Raw genomic sequence first — 19,909 nt, 5'->3', positions numbered from 1 at the left:
GCAAGTCCAAGGCGATTTGCGGCACCATGGCCCTTCTGCCCGATCACGCGAAGGAATCGCCATGCCCCTCAGTCTCTCCCAGGGAACCGAGCTCACTCCCGGCTTCATGGTGATTCATGGCAACCGCCTGGAGGCACTGCGCGACCTGGCGGTGGAGTGGCTGCGAACCCACCCACTGGGGCCACTCGAAGACGAGGTGATCCTGGTGCAGAGCAACGGCATCAGCCAGTGGCTGAAGCTGGCGCTGGCCGCCGACCCGCCCGAGGGCGCCGGCATCGCCGCGGCGATGGACGTCACCCTGCCGGCGCGCTACCTGTGGCAGGCCTATCGCGCGGTTCTTTCGCAAAGTGAAGGCGAGGACGCCGTGCCGCCGGCCTCGCCCTTGGACAAGCCGCGCCTCGTCTGGCGACTGATGCGCCTGCTACCGGAACTGCTGGATGACGCCACCTTCGCGCCCCTGGCGCGCTTCCTGGCCGACGACGAGGACCTGCGCAAGCGCCACCAGCTCGCCGAGCGCCTGGCCGATCTGTTCGACCAGTACCAGGTCTATCGCGCCGACTGGCTGGCCGCCTGGGCCGAGGGCCGCGACGTGCTGATCGACGCCCGCGGCCAGGCCAAACCGCTCGCCGAGGACCAGCGCTGGCAGCCGGCGCTGTGGCGGCGGCTTCGTGATGACATCGGGGAGGCCGGCCTCGCCACCAGCCGTGCCTGGGTGCACACCCGCTTCCTCGAGGCCTGCCGCGAGCTGACGCCCGACGCCCTGAACAAGGAGACGCGTCCTAAAGGCCTGCCACGCCGGGTGGTGGTGTTCGGCATCTCCTCGCTGCCCCGCCAGACCCTCGAGGCGCTGGCCGCGGTATCCAGGGTCACCCAGGTGCTGCTCTGCGTGCACAATCCCTGCCGCCACTACTGGGCGGACATCATCGAGCACAAGGATCTCCTGCGGGCCGCGCGAAGGCGCCAGCGCCACCGCCCCGGCATGCCGCTCGAGCTCGACGACACCCAGCTGCACCTCCACGCCCAGCCGCTGCTGGCCGCCTGGGGCAAGCAAGGCCGCGACTACCTGCGCCTGCTCGACGAGTTCGACGACCAGGACGCCTACCGGTCGCTGTTCGACGCCGAGGCGATGCGCATCGACCTGTTCGACTCGCCCGCCGACGGCGAGGCCCCCGGTTTGCTGCAACAGCTGCAGGACGACGTGCTCGAGCTGCGCCCGCCCCAGGAGACTCGCGACGCCTGGCCGGCCGTAGACCCGACCCGCGACCGCAGCCTGCGCTTCCACGTCGCTCACAGCGCCCTGCGCGAAGTGGAGATCCTCCACGACCAGCTGCTGGCCGCCTTCGACGCCGACCCGACGCTGCGCCCGCGGGACGTGCTGGTGATGGTGCCGGACATCGACACCTACGCCGCCGCCGTGCAGGCGGTGTTCGGCCGGCTGCCGCCGGACGACCCGCGCCACATCCCCTTCACGCTCTCCGACCAGACCAGCCGTCACCGCCAGCCGCTGCTGGTAGCGCTGGAGGCCCTGCTGCACCTGCCGGAGGCGCGGCTCACGGTGAGCGATCTGTTGGACCTCTTGGAGGTTCCCGCCCTTCGCACCCGCTTCGGGCTGGACCTGGATGCCCTGCCGGTGCTGCGCCGCTGGATCGAGGGTGCCGGCATCCGCTGGGGGCTGGACGCCGAGCAGCGCGCCCGGCTCGACCTGCCAGGCGGGCTCACCGCCAACACCTGGGCCTTCGGCCTGCGCCGGCTGCTGCTGGGCTACGCCGTGGGTCACAGTACAGAGAACGAAGGCGCCGAGGGCCCCTGGCACGACATCGAGCCCTATGGCGATATCGGCGGCCTGGAGGCGGCGCTGGCCGGCCCGCTGATGGACCTGCTCGACACCCTCGAGGCCCAGTGGCGGGCGCTCTCGGAGCCCGCCGACGTACCCACCTGGTGCCGCCGCCTGCGCGAACTGCTCGGGGAGTGCTTCTCAGCCGAGGACGAGGCGGACCTCGCCACCCTGAGCCGCCTCGACGAGTTGCTGGAGGAGTGGCAGGAGACCAGCGAGGACGCCGGCCTTCTTGAAGCCCTGCCGCTCTCGGTGGTGCGCGAGCACTGGCTCGGCCAGCTCGACGAGGCCAACCTCTCCCAACGCTTCCTGGCAGGCGCGGTGAACATCGCCACCCTAATGCCGATGCGAGCCATCCCGTTCCGCCACGTCTGTTTGCTGGGCATGAACGACGGCGACTACCCGCGCACCCAGCGCCCGCTGGACATCGACCTGATGGGCCACGACTACCGCCCCGGCGACCGCTCGCGCCGCGAGGACGACCGCTACCTGTTCCTCGAGGCGATGCTCTCGGCCCGGGACAGCCTGATGATCAGCTGGGTCGGCCGCAGCATCCACGACAACGAGCCCCGGCCGCCCTCGGTGCTGCTCGGCCAGCTTCGCGACCACCTGGCCGCCGGCTGGCGCCTGGAAGGAAAAGAAGATGACGACCAGGCACTGCTCGACGCCCTGACCACCGAGCATCCGCTGCAGCCGTTCAGCAGAAAGTACTTCCGTGCGGGGTCGGGCACGGTAGAGAGCCGTGCGGGGTCGGGCACGGTAGACGGTTTCTCGGAAGACCCGCGCCTGTTTACCTACGCCCGGGAGTGGCGGGCGGTGCACGCCGGCCAGCCAACGGCACAAGGGGTCGCGAGCGAAGGCGAACTGCCGCCGATCGAACTCGATACCGCCCTCACGCTTTCGCGCCTCTCCGGCTTCCTCAAGGAGCCGGTGAAGGCCTTCTTCACCACCCGGCTCGGCGTCTATCTCGAGCGCGAGGCGCTGGAGAGCCCCGACCACGAGCCCTTCGCCCTGAACGGCCTCGATCACTGGCAGCTCCAGCAGGCGCTGATCGAGGCCGGGCGCCGCGCCGTGGATGAGGGCGCGGCGCCGACGCCCGCGATCCACGACACCCTGGAGCGCCTGGAGCGCGAGGGGCGCCTCGCCATGGGCGGCTTCGCCGAGCTGATGCGCGATAACTTGGTCGAGCCGCTGGACGGCCTGCTTAGCGACTACGCCGACCAGCTCGAGGCCTGGCCCCACGCCTGGGAGACCCCGGCCGCCGTGTCGCTGACGCTCGCCACCGACCAGAGCCCGCTGTCGAGTGAACCGCTACACATCGAGGACTGGCTGGACGGCCTGCGCGAGAACGCAGAGGGCGAGCGCTGCCGGCTGGTGCTGATGACCAGCAGCCTGGTCAACAAGGGTAAGTACAACTGGAAGCACTGGCTCGGCCCTTGGGTCAGCCATCTCGCCGGTCAGCTCGCCATCGGCCCCATGACCACGGTGCTGCTCTCACGGGCCGGCGGCGGCACCCTGGCGCCGCTGGATGAAGCCACCGCCCGCGCCCACCTGGAGGCCATCGCCCGCGCCTGGCGCCTCGGCATGACCACGCCGCTGCCACTGGCGCGAGACACCGCCTTCGCCTGGCACGAGAAGGGCGGCGACGACGGCGCCCTGGCTCGCGTCTTCGGCGGTGAGGCGAAAGCAGAGGAGGCCGACCTCAAGGCCTGGAAGGCCGCCGTCACCGCCTTCCATGGCAGCGGCTTCAACGGCGACCACGGCGAGCTGGGCCGCGACCCCTACCTCGCCCGCCAGTGGCGCGACCTCGAGAGCCTCGTTCGCCACCAGGCCGCCGGCCGGCGCTTCACCGAGCTGACCGCGACGCTCTACGCCCCACTGCACGATGAAGTAAAAAGCAAGAAGACCGGAGGCAAGGGCCAGGGAGGCCGCAGCTCATGAACTCGCCCGAATCCGCTCGAAACACTGCGGACACCATGCAGGTGGCCGAGACGCCGCGCCTCGACCCGGTGGCCCTACCGCTCACCGGCAGCCGGCTGATCGAGGCCAGCGCCGGCACCGGCAAGACCTTCACCATCGCCCTGCTTTACCTGCGGCTGGTGCTCGGACCCAGAGTCTTCGGGAACGAAGAGCACGAGGAAGACACAGCCAGCTTCCCGCGGCCGCTGACGCCGCCGGAGATCCTGGTGGTCACCTTTACCAACGCCGCCACCCAAGAGCTGCGTGACCGCATCCGCGCCCGCCTGGTCGAGGCCGCCGAGGCCTTTTCGCTTTCTACGCCGCCCGAAGCCGCGACGGAGGCGCCCGACGACGCGCCCGAATCAAGGTTGGCCCTCGACTCCGTGGCAAGCAGCGATAACCACGAAGGGGCGCCGGGGGCAGGTCAAAGCGGAGGTCATTCGACAGGGGTGTCGAATGTAGCGTCCAGGGAGGGATGCACAGCGCCTCCGCGACGATCTGACCCCGAGCCGACCCCGAACGAAACCGGCGATCTCTTTTCAGAACCGGCGTTGGATAACTCACAGCCTGAAGAAGAGGTATCGTCCAGCAGCGATCCGCTGATCGCGCTGCGCGACAGCTACCCCCGCGAGAGCTGGCCGACCTGCGCCCGCCGGCTGCGGCTGGCCGCCGAGTGGATGGACGAGGCCGCGGTCTCCACCATCCACTCCTGGTGCCACCGCATGCTGCGCGAGCACGCCTTCGACAGCGGCAGCCTGTTCGCCCTGGAGATGTCGCTGGACCAGTCGGAGATGGACCTGGAGATCGCCCGGGACTACTGGCGCAGCTTCTACTACGACCTCGACCCCGAGGCGCTGGCGATCATCGCCCGCTACTGGACCACGCCGGACGACCTGAACGACACCGCCGCCCGGCTGCGCACCCACGCGAGCGCCCTGCCCGTGGCCCCGCCGCCGTTCGAGGCGCTTTCCAACTACCGCGAGCAGCGTGCCGCGGCGCTGGCCGCGCTCAAGGCGCCCTGGCCGGCCTGGCTCGATGAGCTGGAGGAACTGCTCGAGGCCGCCGCCAAGCGCAAGGCGTTCAACGGCCAGAAGCTCAACGCCAAGAGCCGCGCCAACTGGCTCACCGCCCTGCGCGAATGGGCCAATGACCCCGAGCTTGCCAAGCCGGCACTCACTCCCGCCGCCTGGAAGCGCCTGACGCCCGAGGGCATCGCCGAGATCTGGAAGGCTGACTCTTGGGAAAAAGATATCGCGCCGAACCTGCCGGCGCTAGAGGCCCTGGAAGAACTACCCGAGCGGCTCGCCGAGCTGCCCGACCCCTTCGCCGACCTGCTCGCCCACGCCGTGCACTGGATGGCCGCGCGCCGCGAGACCGTGCAACGCCGCCGCGCCGAGCTCGGCCCCGACGACCTGCTGCACCGGCTGGACGCCGCCTTCGCGGGCGAGGCCGGCGAGACCCTGGCCGCACGTATCCGCGCGCAGTTCCCGGTGGCGCTGGTCGACGAGTTCCAGGACACCGACCCGGTGCAGTACCGGCTGTTCTCGAGGGTCTATCGCCTCGGCGAGGGGCCGAATCAGGATGACGAAAGCGCGGCGTCGAACGCTGGAAAGAGCGCGGCGTCGAACGCTGGAAAGAGCGCGGCTTCGGGCGCTGAAAAGAGCGCGGCTCCGGGCGCTGAAAAAAGCGGCGTGCTGCTGATCGGCGACCCCAAGCAGGCGATCTACGCCTTTCGCGGCGCCGACATCCACACCTACCTCCAGGCCCGGCGCGACACTGCCGGCCGCCACGTCACGCTGGGCACCAACTTCCGCTCCGCCGTGCCCATGGTCGAGGCGGTCAACCGGGTGTTCGCCCACGCCGAGCAGAGCGATTCCGGCGCCTTCCTGTTCCGCCGCGGGGACGACAATCCCGTTCCCTTTAATGCTGTGGACGCGAATGGCCGTAAAGATGCCCTCGTCCGCCACGGCACGACACCGCCGGCGCTGACCCTCTGGCACCTGCCCGCCGACGAGACGCTCGCCAAGGGCGCCTACCTCAAGGAGCTGGCCGCGCGCTGCGCCACCGAGATGGCCAGCCTCCTGCGCGAGGGCCAGGCCGGGCAGACGGGTTTCGAGCAGAATGGAGAATTAAGACCGCTGGCGCCGTCAGACCTTGCCGTGCTGGTCAACAACGGCGGCGAGGCTCGCGCCATACGAAGCGCCCTGCTGGCTCGCGGCATCCGCAGCGTCTACCTCTCCGACAAGGAGGGCGTGTTCGAGACCGAGGCCGCCGCCGAGCTGGAGGTGTGGCTTGCTGCCTGCGCCGCGCCGGACGATGAGCGCTGCCTGCGCGCCGCACTGGCCACGCCGAGCCTGGGGCTCGGCCTCGCCGAGCTCGACGCCCTGAACGGCGGCCCCCAGCAGGACGAGCTGGCCTGGGAGGCGCGGGTGATGCAGTTCCGCGACTACCACCGCCAGTGGCAGCGCCGCGGCGTGCTGCCCATGCTGCATCGGCTGCTGGCCGACTTTGAAGTGCCCGGCCGGCTGCTGGCGGTGCCCGAGGGCGAGCGACGGCTCACCGACCTGCTGCATCTCGGCGAGCTCCTGCAGGAGGCCAGCGCCGAGATCGACGGCGAGCACGCCCTGTTGCGCTTCCTCGCCGAGTCCCGCGCGCATCCCCAGGCGCAGTCTGACACCCACCGCCTGCGCCTGGAGAGCGACGCCGACCTGGTGCAGGTGGTGACCATCCACAAGTCCAAGGGCCTGGAGTACCCGCTGGTGTTCCTGCCCTTCATCGCCGCCTTCCGCCCCGTGAAGCAGGGCGATTTGCCGCTGCGCTGGCACGACGACGACGGGAACCTGCACCTGACCCTAAGCGCCGACGAGGCGACGCTTGCCCGCGCCGACCACGAGCGCCTGGGGGAGGATCTGCGCAAGCTCTACGTTGCCTTGACCCGCGCCCGCCACGCCACCTGGCTCGGCCTGGCGCCGCTGGAAGCCATTGAGCGCAGCGCCATCGGTCACCTGATCGCCGGGGGCGAGGCACTGACACCCGACAACCTGCGCCCGGCCCTCGAGGCGCTGGCGAACGGCAATGGCGATCAGCCCGGTAGCGATAGCGGTAATCTGAACGATAGCGATAAGACCGTGGCGGTGCTGGACGCCCCCGAGGCCGATACCACGCCCGTAGAGCTCATCAGCGACGACACCCCGCTCGGTGAGGCCCGCACGCCCACCCGGGCGATTCGCGAGCACTGGTGGATCGCCAGCTACTCGGCGCTGCGCACCGGCGCCACACCGAACGAAGAGGAATCGGCCGTCGAGGCCGAGCCGTCCCCCGAGCCCACCACCGCCGACGAAGCCACCGCCATGGAGGTGATCCACGAGCCCTTCGATGCCGGCGCGGCCACGGTGAGCGAGGGCTCGCTTCACCGTTTCCCCCGCGGCCCGTCTGCCGGCACCTTCCTGCACGGCCTGCTGGAATGGGCCGGCGAGGAAGGCTTCGGCCGAGTCGCCGAGGACGCCGAACTGCGTGCCGACACCCTGGCCCGGCGCGCCAACCGCCGCGGCTGGGAAGGCCAGATCTCAGCACTCGAGCAGTGGCTGCCGGAGCTTCTAACCACGCCGCTGCCGGTGCCTGTTGATGCCGCACCGCTGCGCCTGGATGCCCTGAATCCCTTGCACCACTACCGGGTCGAGCTGGAGTTCTGGTTCGCCGCCCACAAGGTGAACACCCGTCGGCTTGACGCCCTCGTAAGCGCTCACACACTCGGCGGGCAGCCGCGACCGGCGCTCGAGCCCGACACCCTGAACGGCATGCTCAAGGGGTTCATAGACCTGGTGGTGGAGCACGAGGGGCGCTTCTACGTGCTCGATTGGAAGTCCAACCACCTGGGCGCGGACGATGCCGCCTACACCGAAGCGGCGATGGCGGATGCCGTGCTCGAGAAGCGCTATGACGTGCAGTACTGCCTCTACCTGCTGGCCCTGCACCGGCTGCTCGAGGCCCGGCTACCGGACTACGACATCGAGCGACACCTGGGCGGCGCGCTCTACGTCTTCCTGCGCGGCACGCGCGCGCCCTCCCGCGGGGTGCATGCCGAACGCCCGCCGAGCGAGCTGATCCTCGCCCTCGATGCCCTGTTTCGCGCCGCCCAGGAGGCCGCCGCATGACGACGCCGATTTCCTTTGATACCGACGCCGCCCCGGAAGCGGCGCTGATTCAAGCGCCCGAAAATGCGCTGGATGACGCCCAGGCGCTGTTCGCCCTGCTCGATCGCTGGGTGGCACGCGGCTGGCTGCGCTCGCTGGACCGCGCCTTCGCCGTCTTCCTGCATCGTGAGGCGAGCAAGGAAAATGAGGTGAGTGAGGCCTCTCCCCTGCTGCTGCTGGCCGCCGCGCTCGCCAGCCACCAGCTCGGTCGCGGCCATGTGTGCTTGGACCTGGCCCAGACGCTCTCCACCCCGGACCTGGCGCTCTCGCTGCCGCCGGAGGGTGACAGCCTGGAGGACCCGCCGCCGCTGCCCAGCCGGGTGATGGTCGCGCTGGACCTGGACGCCTGGCGCGCCTCCCTCGACCAGCCCGAGATTATCGCCACCGGCCCCGGCAATACTCCGCTGGTGCTCGCCGGCAGTGCCGAGCGCCCCCGGCTCTACCTGCGCCGCTACTGGCAGCACGAGCAGGATATTCACACCCGGATCAATGAGCGGCTCACCGTCGATCAAAGCCCGGATAACAAGAGCCCGGATGACAAGAGCGCAGATGACGCCCCGGACGCGGCCCGCCTGCGCCCGATCCTGGATGTCCTCTTCCCGCCCCGTGAGGATGTCGACCGTCGGCTCGACTGGCAGAAGGCCGCCTGCGCCCTGGCCGGCCGCTCGCGCTTCGCAGTGATCACCGGCGGCCCCGGCACCGGCAAGACCACCACCGTGGTGCGCCTGCTCGCCCTGCTCCAGGCGCTGGCGCTCGGTGAAGGCCAAGAGGAAGGCGAGGAGGAAGGAAAGCAGACCCTGCGCATTCGCCTGGCCGCCCCCACCGGCAAGGCCGCCTCCCGGCTCAACGAATCCATCGCCGGCCAGGTGGCGAAGCTCGACCTCGACGGCCTGGCCGACGATCCCGAGCGGCTGCGCGACGTGATTCCCAAGGAGGTCTCGACGCTGCACCGGCTGCTGGGCTCCCGGCCCGACACCCGCCGCTTCCGCCACGACCGCCACAACCCGCTGCCGCTTGACGTGCTGGTGGTGGACGAGGCCTCGATGGTGGACGTGGGCATGATGGCCGCGATGCTCGAGGCGCTGCCTCCCCGGGCGCGGCTGGTGCTGCTGGGTGACAAGGATCAGCTCGCCTCGGTGGAGGCCGGTTCGGTGCTCGGCGACCTGTGTGCCCGGGCCGAGGGCGGCCACTACACTCAGGCCACCGCTGAGTGGCTGACTGATGCCACCGGCCAGCCTCTGCCCACGGAGACGCTGGATGCCGACGGCCAACCCCTCGACCAGGCCATCGCCATGTTGCGCGTCAGCCACCGCTTTACCGCCGACAGCGGCATCGGCCAGCTCGCCGCGGCGATCAATCTGGAAGCCGAGCCCGTCGCCAAGCGCTGCGCCATCGGTGATGCACTCAACCACGGCTTCGCGGACCTCTCGCATTTGAGGCTTTCCGCCGACGACGAGCGCGGCCTGGCCCGCCTGGCCGTGACTGGCTGTCCCGAGCGCTTTCCCGCAGCAAACAACGCCGAAGCGCCGCCGGTGGGCTATCGCCACTTCCTGAGCGTGATGGCCGAGCGGCGCCCGGCGGACGACGCGGATCAGGCCGCGTTCGATGGCTGGGCCCGCGCTGTTCTAGAAGCGCACGGCGACTTCCAGCTGCTGTGCGCGCTGCGCCGTGGCCCTTGGGGCGTGGAAGGCCTGAACGAGCGGGTGCGCCAGGCGCTGGAGCGAGAGAAGCTGATCGACAGCCAGGACGGCCGCCAGCACTGGTACCCAGGCCGCCCGGTGCTCGTCACCAAGAACGACTACGGCCTGGGGCTGATGAACGGCGATATCGGCATTACGCTCGATATGCCTCGCCCGGACGCTTCACTCTCTTCACAGCGCCCGAACAATGCGCTTGGCGACGGCAGCCGCCGCCTGCTGCGGGTGGCCTTCCCCGCCGGCGACGGCACCGGTCGCATCAAGTGGGTGCTGCCCAGCCGCCTGCAATCGGTGGAGACGGTGTTCGCAATGACGGTGCACAAGTCCCAGGGCTCGGAGTTCACCCACGCCGCCCTGGTGCTGCCCGACGCACCGAACCCCATCCTCACTCGGGAGTTGGTCTACACCGGCATCACCCGCGCCCGCCACTGGCTGACGCTGGTGGAAACCGGCCGCGGGCAGCTGATGGATGCGAGCCAGAGAAGAGTCATGCGTGTGAGTGGGTTGGGAGCGCCCGGGAAGGCATGATCACCAGCCGGAATCTTGCACCTAACGCTCACTACCCTGGTTACCATAAACCTCCACCCTCACTCTCTCTTCATGGTTTTCCGCGGAAAGGGTAAATTTATGGCTATGTCCCCGTTGCGTGTTGCACGGGACGACCCACGGCTTCTTGAAGGCAGTGAACGGGCCGTATCGTCGCTGAATACCGCTCCAGCATGCGCCGCCATCCGAGATAGTGGACGAGATATCGGGTGGCGACGCCATGGAAACGGTGCATCCAGCCTTTCAAGCGGCTGTGGTAAGCATTGACGTTCTGGATGTGAAAGGCGCCTGCACGGACACGCTGCCCGGGCTTGGCATGTACTATCTGGTGAGTGATGCCACACCGGCTGGCGAAAGCTGAGTACACACTGGCCCCGTCCGTACAAAGGACAGACTCCTGATCAACCAGCGGCGCGAGCGCCTCATGGACGTGGCGGGCATCGAGCTTGCTCAGGAGGAAATCGGCCGTGTGCCCTTCCCGGTCACGCACCACCATCACCGGAATCTGGTCGGGCCCCGTACCGCGTGTTGCGCCAACGCCACCGCGCTTGCGCGGTGGTCGTGGCAAGTGGCGTTGGCCCTTGAAGGATTCCAGAAAGAAGGTCTCATCGGCTTCCACGATGCCGGTTTCGCGGGTGTCGCTGTGTTGGGCGATTCGTGTCAGAAACCGGTGTCGCCACCGGAAGGCGGTATTCTTGCTGATACCACAACGCTGCGCCGCCGCGCGTACTGTGAGTCCCTCGATCAAGGCCTGGGCGTAATCCTGCCAGCATTCCACCCGGCGGAGACGAGCCAGTGGGGTAGCCGTCAGCGTGTTGCAGGTACGACGACATGCCCGGCACCGATAGCGGCGCAGGCCACGACTCCAGCCCCATGGGGCCAGCTGCGCGGCAGACGCCGCACAGTGCGGACAGGCCTGTAGCGCCGGAAAGGTATCGTGGAGGGCATCCTGTCGAGGCGGCTGATGAAGTCGATGTCGGAGCAGGCGTTTCTGTCGGGCATTGAGACGTGGCAGCTGACTCAACCAGTGCCGAAAGGTGTGCGTGTCCATGGGAGCTACCTCGGAGGGCCTTCACCTATCAAGGTAGCTTTTCAACACATAATGGGGACATAGCCAAATTTATTACCAAAGAAAAGAGTCGCTTCACCCACTTCATTAGCGATCATGTGGCAGACCTCCCCACCAAACACGACACCAGGCTCACGAAACGGGATCAGGCTCCTTGATTCCTTGCACTCAACGCTTGCCACGTTGGGTGCCGATGTCTTGACCCATGGATAGTACCCCCACCACCCCGGAAACCCATTCCCAACTGACAAGACCTCGACCACCTCACCTTTTTCGACTCGCAGCAAGGGGGCTTCGCTTGACTCCTCCAACTTGGAGACATAGCTGTGCCTTACCCCTGCGCATCCTTGTAGAAAAGAAACAGCGAGAACAACAATAACCATGGTTTTTATATTTATATTCATTCACTTAGCCTTATGGAATACATGACATGTATGCTGACGCAGTGAGCATTATGTTTACGCGAGATAGAAACAGGGTTCCCTTCGCTAGAAACCTGGCGACTCGATACTAGCACGGCGACTACTGCAGGAGGCCTTCCCCACCGGCGACGGCATCGAGCCCATCAAGTGGGTGCTGCCCGACGCGCCGAACCCCACCCTCACTCGGGAACTGGCCTACACCAGCATCACCCGCGCCCGCCACTGGCTGACGCTGGTGGAAACCGGCCGCGGCCAGTTGATGGACGCGGCGCAAAGGCGGGTGATGCGGGTGAGTGGGTTGGGGAGCTGATGGGCTTCGGCTCCCTTACTCAAGCTCTGAGTACAGGTCCGCTTTCGGCCAAGATCGGTCTTTCATCGAGCTCTGATGTAACGACAACCGTAACAGGCGATCAACGGAGCGCAGTTGGGCGTCCTTAGCTATCTCAGGCAAAACTTCGGCCACCCTTTGTTCAACCGCCACCAAGCCTCGACTGCGTATCGAATTTCGTAGCTATCAATGGCCGCAAAACCGACACGCCACCTATATTGCGAAAACGGTTTCTCATCGATCACGCAACACAGCTTTACTGTCTTTGCGTGTCCTTGATTGAACAGGTGTTGCTTGAGACGTTTCCTCCAATCCTCTTCCGTTCCCGAATAGGCGACATACAAGCTATCTCCCTCCTGCTCTATTATACTGACTCCCGGTGGAGGGGTTCGTCGGACCTTTTTCTCTTTCCCTAATACGTTCGATATTGCACTCTTCATGTCCTCAACTGGCATTGTTGTTTCGACCCAATATACGCCAGGATAATCCGGAACATTAGCATCAATGCATTCGGTGCTAGTCACCTCGATCAACGCCTTTTTCGCATCAACCTTATTGCCATACTGATGTAGAAGCGCCTTTAACGCTTTTAGGTCACTATCCATGCCAACTCCCCATAGCTAACGCCGCCAGCACGCTGGGATTTGTAGTTGAAACGAAGCAACAACGAAAAATTCGTGGCCGCGCCTATATTTAATGATTGAAAATTGAGGCAGAATCTTTCGCAGTTCTTTCGACCGCTGCCATTACACATTGATGCTCGCTGTAGGCCATCAGTAAACCGCTAGGACGGTGGAAATTTGCGATTCTCTCTCCTGTGGTTACATCGTAAATTCTGATCGTCGAGAAACCGTTCAGCGTGCCCATTGTGCTATGACTTGATACTTTCCCCATGATCAGTAAGTCGTAGTCACGCTCGCGAGATACTTTCAGCGCAATTTCAACGGGAGCCAAATTCCCCCCCGAAATGATATCTGTAGACTCTTGCCTTAAGACGCTGCCTTGAACAACGCGATTTTTTACCGAGCGTTCTAAATTGGCTACGAAGAAATCGGTGCTTTCTTCAACAAAGTTTGGATTACCCTCAAACCTTGGAACAAAAATTACTGCCTGAGGTGGGATATCCGACAACATGTTCTCACGCACGCTTACGATTGATGGGTTTGCACACGCTTGGAGTAACATCAACGAAAGAAGAGAAAAAATTCTGAAAATCTTCATATGTCTCCTAAGTGGATAACAAGTATTTGGTAGTAAGCGCGTTTTCCCTATTAAACGAGCGCGCGTTCAATGTTCTTATATCGCACCTTAAACCCACTGATTTTTCCGTCACACCTTTTTTAAAGCTCCTTTATAGAGCAAAATAATGTGCCGACAGCCTTTGTCGGCATGGCCGCTTTGGGTCGGTAGGAGACGTCACTCGAACCGCCACCTTACCTTGAGGGCATTGAGCGCCAACAGCTCGGCAATCACTTTCATCTCGCAGGGTGGCTGCCGATAGTCCCAAGTTACGTGGATAGTTGTATCGAGCGCATAGACGAGTTCCCGACACGAATGCGGGTGCAAGTTGATACCGAGCATTTGATGGTTCGGACATACCGCAGTCCCTTTGCGTCATCCCTAATATGTAACCCAGCGTATCAGCCTTACTCCGGCTGTCGCCTGCAATTTACAAGTTTCAAGGTAAGTGATTGTTAAGAATCGACAGGGTTAGGCCATCGCCTGCTTTGCTGCTGAGTGGCCTTCATGGCAAGCAGTAGTAGCTGGCAGCATGTGTTACCCCTCAAGACAGTGCCTGTTCGTAGGCCTGCTGGATGATCGGCAGCACCTCCTGGATATGCTCTCCATTGGCAACCCAGCTGTAGACGCCACTCAAGTTGCCATGCCGGATATAATTCCACTGGTGTGTAGGATCCACTTCTTGTGCCAGCTCCGGGTCGAGCTCTTCCTGCTCTACTGCCATAATCAGCCCCAGATAACCAGACCTAGGCACTACCTGGAGAAAGCCGCTTAGAGTGTAAAACGTCACGTTCTTCTTGCTGACAATGGGCGTGATATCGTCTCCCATTGCCAATACCGTCTCTTGCAAGGCGTCATACAGCTTCACGTTACGCTTCCCAAGCACGCTCTCGATGTCATACTGAGTTGAACGTGCCTGACGGTCCCTTAGCTCGTACTCGGCAACCAGCTTGCTATCTACATCCAGTGCAGACCAGATATTGATCGCCTTTGCAGCGAGCTTCTCACCACGCTCCTGAATTTTAAGCTCGCTCCATTCGTCCTGCTCCTTCACATAGCGATTAAGGCGAAGCGGGCTGTCATTGAAGCCATTGTCGATAGACTTTTTATCTTCAAAACTTCTGTCACTGTACTCCGGGTTGTATCCCGTAAGCGTCAGGTTGCCCAGCCGGTGAACCCACTGCTGCTGAACTTCCTTCCAGCTATTACCCAGCATCTTCCGCCACTCGGCACGAAGATTTTCATTTTGGGGCATGATGTGCTCGATCGAGAAGCTGCTCGTAGCTATCTTCTCCTTACTGCCTCTGTTCTCAATATTAGCCAGCAAGAACTTTAGTATGCGAAGCCCATACAGTTCATGATTCTTCAAGGCATACTCGAACTCTGAATCCAACGGGAAGCGACTATTTCGCTTAAACCTGGCCAGTGCTACCTTAAAGGTTTCAAGCGGTTTCTCCAGCTCAATTTGCTGCGCCAAGTTGGCGAAAATATTACCGAGAGACCGGGTCTGCATCCCGCATACCTGACGCCTCAGCAGGTAGCTTTCCAAGCAGTCAACGGCCTGGAGAAACTCTGCTTTCTTTAAAGAGCTCTCTCCGCTTCCCGGAGAGTAGGCATCGTACAAGCGCATGATGGTTGGTGACACAACCTCAGCCAGCGAGCGAAGACGCTTGAAGGCCTCTAGCAGCGACTTGTCTTGCTCTTCCCCGAACATGAAGGCAGCATGAGCGCGCGCCAGTTTCAGCAACCGTTTCAGCGACTCCTCGGCGTCCTGGTCATCCAGCCGACCAGAGAACCAAACCTTGAAAGTGCTGTAGACATCCTGAGAGCGAAGCAAGGTACTGCTTCCAGTTTCCAGCGTCAGGAAGTCTTGCATGAAGCGATCGAAGCGGTAGCTTCCCTCGCTTCCAAAAAGCTGCTCCATTGGGTACCAGTATTCGAGATACAGCCTAGTCTGCGTCTCGTACTTCTGACGCATCAGAACATAGTTGCGGATCAGATCAGCCTGGCTTAGATCCACACCTGTCGAGTTCAAACTCTCGAAAATTGCCTGCGGATCATCTTGTCCCTGTTGAAGAACAACCTCTACAACCTTTATCTTCTGAAAACCCTGAAAAACCCGTTCGACTGTTTCGATATCAACTAGCCATTCACAGAACAGCTGAAAGTTTTCTACAACATTTTTGCTGTGAGTACTCTGCGGGGGCTTCCCTTCTATCACGGCACAAAGAGCTTCACAGTCCCCTTTCGTCAGCAGCAACTTATACGCAGCTTCACCTTGACCATACTCATTGGTAAGAAAATACCCATGGATTGCCTTGAGCGGCGTCATCCCGACCTGCTCGACACCAAGATCAGCGGCACGCTTGGCCAGGGCAGCCATGAGGAGAGTAACAGTGGTGAGGCGCTGCTGCCCGTCGATCACCTGCCACTGGGGAATACTCGCCATGGTCTGATGGTTGGGTATCAGTACCAAAGAGCCTGTGAAGTGGCTCTCGACACGCTGGGACTTTCCAGAACGAAGGATATCTTGAAATAGCTGCTGGCAATGTGGCTCCTGCCAACTGTATTTGCGCTGGAATATTGGAATCAGGAACTGCTTGGGCCCCTGAATCAGCTGGGTAAGAAATACGTCTCTAGCCTGCATGCTTGGCAACCTACCTGTCTATTCGTTTAGGCTCTGTCTGAAAACTGCCTGCGCTCGACCATACGGCGTTAAAAATCAGCTTAAAATGCTCATTTACACCACGTAAACTCCGCTTTTTCGCTGATTATTGCCTTGTCTGGTCCTCGCTCGCCAACTTTTCGGACAAAGCCTAGGCTCTCAACGGCAGTCGTTTCTCCGGATTGAACACCCTAGCTTAGTGGATCTGGGCCAGGTGTTCGATGCTTAGCTATCATCTTTCGGTACGCTCAGTTCCTTTATTCATGCATAACGCAGAGCGAAGCGGCGGCCCATCAAGGGCATCCGCCTTACGCGGCTTTTTACGTGCTCTCCTCCTGAGGAAAGAGCTGATTAATAAAGTCGGCACAGACTGTTATGTGATGCAGACAGTCGCTCACCAACATTGATGAACCGTGAGCTTGGGAGTTTCTTAGATCGGGAATACCCTTGAGCATCGCTTTACACCATTCGTCGTCTGGTGACGGGTTCTCAATGTGACGAAATCCGGCGTCAGAAACCCAACCATTAGTAAGCGCGACCCGGAGTAGTTTGCCTAGCATCATATGCTTTTCAGGCTTCACTTTGAGCTTGAGAGCGTGCTCGATCAGGGTATAGGTTTTCAAATGAACTTCCGGAGCCAGCGCATAGAAATAGTAGCTATAAAGCGCCATATTTCTTGCGACATTGAACTGCCCTTTAATCTCCTCCGGGACCTGGCTATTTAGACGCTCTTGTGATAAGAAGTCGTGCATCTTTTCCAGGCTAGGAACACCACCACAAACCGCACCCATGAGACGGTGCTTTTCGTCCATTTCGGTTAGCTCGTCGAGGCTCTTGAGTTCTTCCATGGTTTCCTATGCCTTACAGGTATTAGGTAGCAAGCGCGTTTTCCTACTTGAACTAGCGTGCACGTTCAATGTTCTTATACCGCCACATCAATCCTTTGATTTTTATAAAAATTCCCACTGAGGCTGCGATATAACACCAATAAACGCGCATGCCGCCTTTTCCGGGAGGGCCGCTTTGGGTCGGTAACGGCCATCATTCCACAAGCTCCGCCACCTTTTTCGCATCAAAAGCCAACCACCCGGCAATCGCCTGCATCTCGTCGATCGGCTGTTCATAACTCCAGGCTACATCGTCGATATCGGGAAGCGAGTAATAGGTGCTATCACCCTTGAAAGGGCAATACGTCACGGTGGAGGAAATCGAAAGCTTCGCCATATCCACATCCTCTTTCGGGATGTAGTGGCGTCTGGGATAGCCACGCTCGCGCAGCTCAATGGCGTTGCGGGTATCAGCTATCAGGGTGTCGCCATCAAGGATGCGCACACGCCGATAATGCGGATGCAGAGTGATGCGGGATTCGGTGTTATCGGCCATTGGCAGTTCCATTGCTTATTGGCTGATCTCTCACCCTAAAGCGATGGTTGCAGAATGTCACTGAACAGCGACACTTTTTCAGCAGGCCTCTTCGTCCCGGCCGTGAAGTTCGGCGAGCCGCCAGGGCGGGGAAAGCGCTAGGCTGGATGGGAAAGGACGCATCCATAGCACTCAAGGAGGACGCATGCCCGCCACCCGCACGACCTCGCCTGCTCTGGAGCGGGTCCACCTGGTGTGGGACCTGCTCATCATCGTGCTGGTGATCGCCAACCTGGCGCTGCTGCTGTTCGACAGCCTCTACCTGATGCCGCCGCTGAACGCTGCATTCGAGGCCGTGGCTCCCGGCCTGCACGGCGCTTACGACCGGCACATCCATGCCAACTTCCTCACCATTGATCTGGCGTTCGTGGCCGTCTTCCTGCTCGACGTGCTGCTGGGCTGGGCGGTGGCCATCGCCGAGCGGCACTACCACCGCTGGTTCTTCTACCCCTTCGTGCACTGGTACGACGTGCTCGGCTGCATCCCGCTGGGCGCCTTCAGGCTGCTGCGCATCCTACGCGTGATCTCGCTGCTGCACCGCCTGCAGCGCATGGGCCTGATCGACGTGCGCCGCTGGTACCTCTACACCGTGGTCGCCAAGTATTACGACATCCTGCTGGAGGAGCTCACCGACCGCATCGCCATCCGCATGCTCGACAACGTCCAGCAGGAGCTGCGCGCCGGCGATGGCCTCTCCGCCCCGCTGATGGAGCGGGTGGTGCGGCCCCGCAAGCAGGCGCTGATACGCGAGATCAGCCAGCGACTGGGGGCCATGGCGGGCGATGCCTATGCCCACAACCGCGACGACACCCTGCGCTACGTGCGCGGACTGGTCGGCCGCACGCTGTCGGAGAGCCCGGAACTCAAGCGGCTGGGGCGCCTGCCGCTGGGCAGCCAGCTGGCCCGGGGGCTCGAGGCCTCGCTCTCCGACCTGGCCTGTCACCTGGTCGACGAGGCCCTGGAAGGCCTGCGCTCGGCGGAGTTCTCCGCCCTGGTGGAGCACCTGGCCGAGAGCGGCTTCGATGCCTGGCTGCGCACCGATCCCCAGACCGAACAGATCACCGAGCAGGTGCTGGTGGACATGCTGGAGCTGCTCAAGGAACAAATCGCGGTCAAAGGCTGGCAGCACAAGTACGACTGAGCGCGCCGGGAAAACGTCGCGCGACCGTGGGCGGGCCCCGAGCGAGCGGCCGGCGTTTGGAGCAGTATTTTCTCTCTGCGAGAATGAGGGCCACATCCAACCCGTGCACGGATGATGGCGGTCCGGCGTGCCCCTTTCCCGAATATATCGCCTGCCGCGGCACCTTCATTCGGCCAGCATGGGAACCAGCGACAGGAGGTTAGCCATGACGACTAACCCAGCGACGACCAAGCCACTGGTCCCTGCCCTCGACCCCGCCCGCATCGCCACCATCGAGCAATTCGGCGCCACCATCACCCCGCTGGAGCCGCTGGGCGCCGAGGTGCGCGGCATCGACTTGTCGGCCAAGGACGCGCCGCCGCCCGAGGTGATTGATGCGCTCGAGCAGGAAATGGCCCATCGCGGCTTTCTAGTATTCAAGAACGAAACGCCCCTGGAGCCCGAGGACTTCCTGCGCGCCAGCTGCTGGTGGGGTGGCAAGGAATTGCACAGCACCCATGGTGTTCATCCGGCGACACCGGGAGGGCATCGGCATATTTTCCGCCTGTCGAACGATCAGCGTCATGGCATTCCCGGTGTGGGGCCGCAATGGCACAACGATGGCAGCTTCAACACCGATACCTTCTCGCATTCGGGCTACCACATCATCCGGCCGGCCGAGAAAGGCGGCGGCACCTATTTCGCCCATCAGGGTGCCGCCTATGACGCCCTTCCGGAGGATCGGCAAGAATTCTGGCGTCGCCTTTCCTCGGTGAATTCCTCATCCGGCGTCGTGCATCCTGTGGTGCACGAGCACCCCATCTCCAAGCGCAAGTGCATCTGGCTGCACCTGGGCATGACGGGTGCGGTGATCGAAAAGCTGCCCGACGAAGAGGCCTTTCGCCTGCTGACGGCGGATGAACTGAAGCGGCTCTGCCATGAATACAACGACATCCTGAATGCGGGTCTTAAGAACGGCTACGCCGCCGAGTTCGAGTATCAGGAAAACGACTGCGTGTTCATCGACAACCTCGCCGTCGCTCACCGCGCGGCTCCCGGGGCCCACCTGCCCGCCGAGGAGCAGGGCCTGCGGATCATGCATCGCAGTACCGTGCGCGGCACCCAGGACCTCGCGCCCGGCTTTGGCCTGCCGCTTCACGTCGATATTCACGGCCCCAGCCCGTTGGATGAAGGCGTCTGGCAAGGCGGCGGCATCGGCTTTCGGTGGGAAGATGGCATTCCGATGCAGAACTGAGACAGAACTGATTCGGGCATCACCCGCGCCGGCTATGGCGGGCGCGGGGAGCTAATTGATGTATGTCAGAGTTGTATGATGCGGATCATTAAGCACTGATTGAGCCTATTTCTTACAACGAAAACCAAACATATAGCAGCAAGGAAATAGGCATGTTTTT

General features: G+C 62.8%; 12 protein-coding genes. 6 read left to right on the top strand and 6 right to left on the bottom strand.

Features of this window, described 5'->3' with window-relative positions; genetic code table 11:
• Nucleotides 1-61 precede the first annotated feature (61 nt).
• The 3 genes from recC to recD are packed head-to-tail and all read left to right on the top strand — an operon-like array spanning nucleotide 62 to nucleotide 10,211.
• Complete coding sequence (gene recC / locus IEJ03_RS03135; protein ID WP_192036266.1) at nucleotides 62-3,775, top strand: exodeoxyribonuclease V subunit gamma; 3,714 nt, start codon at nucleotides 62-64, stop codon at nucleotides 3,773-3,775.
• Nucleotides 3,772-7,947, top strand: coding sequence for an exodeoxyribonuclease V subunit beta (gene recB / locus IEJ03_RS03130; protein WP_242458033.1), 4,176 nt, complete (start codon nucleotides 3,772-3,774; stop codon nucleotides 7,945-7,947). The genes recC and recB overlap by 4 nt, the downstream gene beginning before the upstream one ends.
• Nucleotides 7,944-10,211, top strand: a complete 2,268-nt coding sequence (gene recD, locus IEJ03_RS03125) for an exodeoxyribonuclease V subunit alpha (protein WP_192036265.1) — start codon at nucleotides 7,944-7,946, stop codon at nucleotides 10,209-10,211. The genes recB and recD overlap by 4 nt, the downstream gene beginning before the upstream one ends.
• Before the next feature lie 103 nt (nucleotides 10,212-10,314).
• Here recD and IEJ03_RS03120 read toward each other — a convergent pair whose 3' ends face one another.
• Entirely contained in the window at nucleotides 10,315-11,280 is a 966-nt protein-coding gene (locus IEJ03_RS03120; protein WP_192035574.1) for an IS1595 family transposase, read from the bottom strand.
• A gap of 591 nt (nucleotides 11,281-11,871) precedes the next feature.
• Between IEJ03_RS03120 and IEJ03_RS03110 the strand changes: the two genes are divergently transcribed.
• Complete coding sequence (locus IEJ03_RS03110; RefSeq protein WP_192036264.1) at nucleotides 11,872-12,030, top strand: ATP-binding domain-containing protein; 159 nt, start codon at nucleotides 11,872-11,874, stop codon at nucleotides 12,028-12,030.
• 128 nt (nucleotides 12,031-12,158) lie between these two features.
• Here IEJ03_RS03110 and IEJ03_RS03105 read toward each other — a convergent pair whose 3' ends face one another.
• From IEJ03_RS03105 to IEJ03_RS03085, 5 genes are all read right to left on the bottom strand, one after another.
• Nucleotides 12,159-12,653: a hypothetical protein gene (locus tag IEJ03_RS03105; RefSeq protein WP_192036263.1), complete on the bottom strand. Its 495-nt coding sequence runs from the start codon at nucleotides 12,651-12,653 to the stop codon at nucleotides 12,159-12,161.
• Between the two features lie 88 nt (nucleotides 12,654-12,741).
• Entirely contained in the window at nucleotides 12,742-13,269 is a 528-nt protein-coding gene (locus IEJ03_RS03100) for a hypothetical protein (protein WP_192036262.1), read from the bottom strand.
• A gap of 562 nt (nucleotides 13,270-13,831) precedes the next feature.
• Nucleotides 13,832-15,934 carry a DUF262 and DUF1524 domain-containing protein gene (locus IEJ03_RS03095; protein ID WP_192036261.1) on the bottom strand — a complete coding sequence of 701 codons (2,103 nt, stop codon included), beginning with the start codon at nucleotides 15,932-15,934 and terminating at the stop codon, nucleotides 13,832-13,834.
• 338 nt (nucleotides 15,935-16,272) lie between these two features.
• Nucleotides 16,273-16,800, bottom strand: a complete 528-nt coding sequence (locus tag IEJ03_RS03090) for a hypothetical protein (protein WP_192036260.1) — start codon at nucleotides 16,798-16,800, stop codon at nucleotides 16,273-16,275.
• A 193-nt stretch (nucleotides 16,801-16,993) separates the two neighbouring features.
• The gene (locus IEJ03_RS03085) at nucleotides 16,994-17,335 is read right to left on the bottom strand and encodes a DUF427 domain-containing protein (protein WP_192036259.1); all 342 of its coding nucleotides are present in this window, start codon (nucleotides 17,333-17,335) and stop codon (nucleotides 16,994-16,996) included.
• A 184-nt stretch (nucleotides 17,336-17,519) separates the two neighbouring features.
• On the opposite strand from IEJ03_RS03085, the gene IEJ03_RS03080 reads away from it, so the two are divergent.
• Together IEJ03_RS03080 and IEJ03_RS03075 are read left to right on the top strand one after the other, a co-directional pair.
• A complete protein-coding gene (locus IEJ03_RS03080; RefSeq protein WP_192036258.1) occupies nucleotides 17,520-18,515 on the top strand; it encodes an ion transporter in 996 nt (331 codons plus the stop codon).
• A gap of 205 nt (nucleotides 18,516-18,720) precedes the next feature.
• On the top strand, nucleotides 18,721-19,749 hold the full coding sequence (locus IEJ03_RS03075; RefSeq protein WP_192036257.1) for a TauD/TfdA family dioxygenase: 1,029 nt from the start codon (nucleotides 18,721-18,723) through the stop codon (nucleotides 19,747-19,749).
• Nucleotides 19,750-19,909 lie beyond the last annotated feature (160 nt).

This window comes from Halomonas sp. YLGW01, assembly GCF_014840935.1.
Taxonomy (GTDB): domain Bacteria; phylum Pseudomonadota; class Gammaproteobacteria; order Pseudomonadales; family Halomonadaceae; genus Onishia.
Note: the sequence above shows the minus strand (reverse complement) of the source record. Positions and strands in the feature narration are given on the sequence as shown.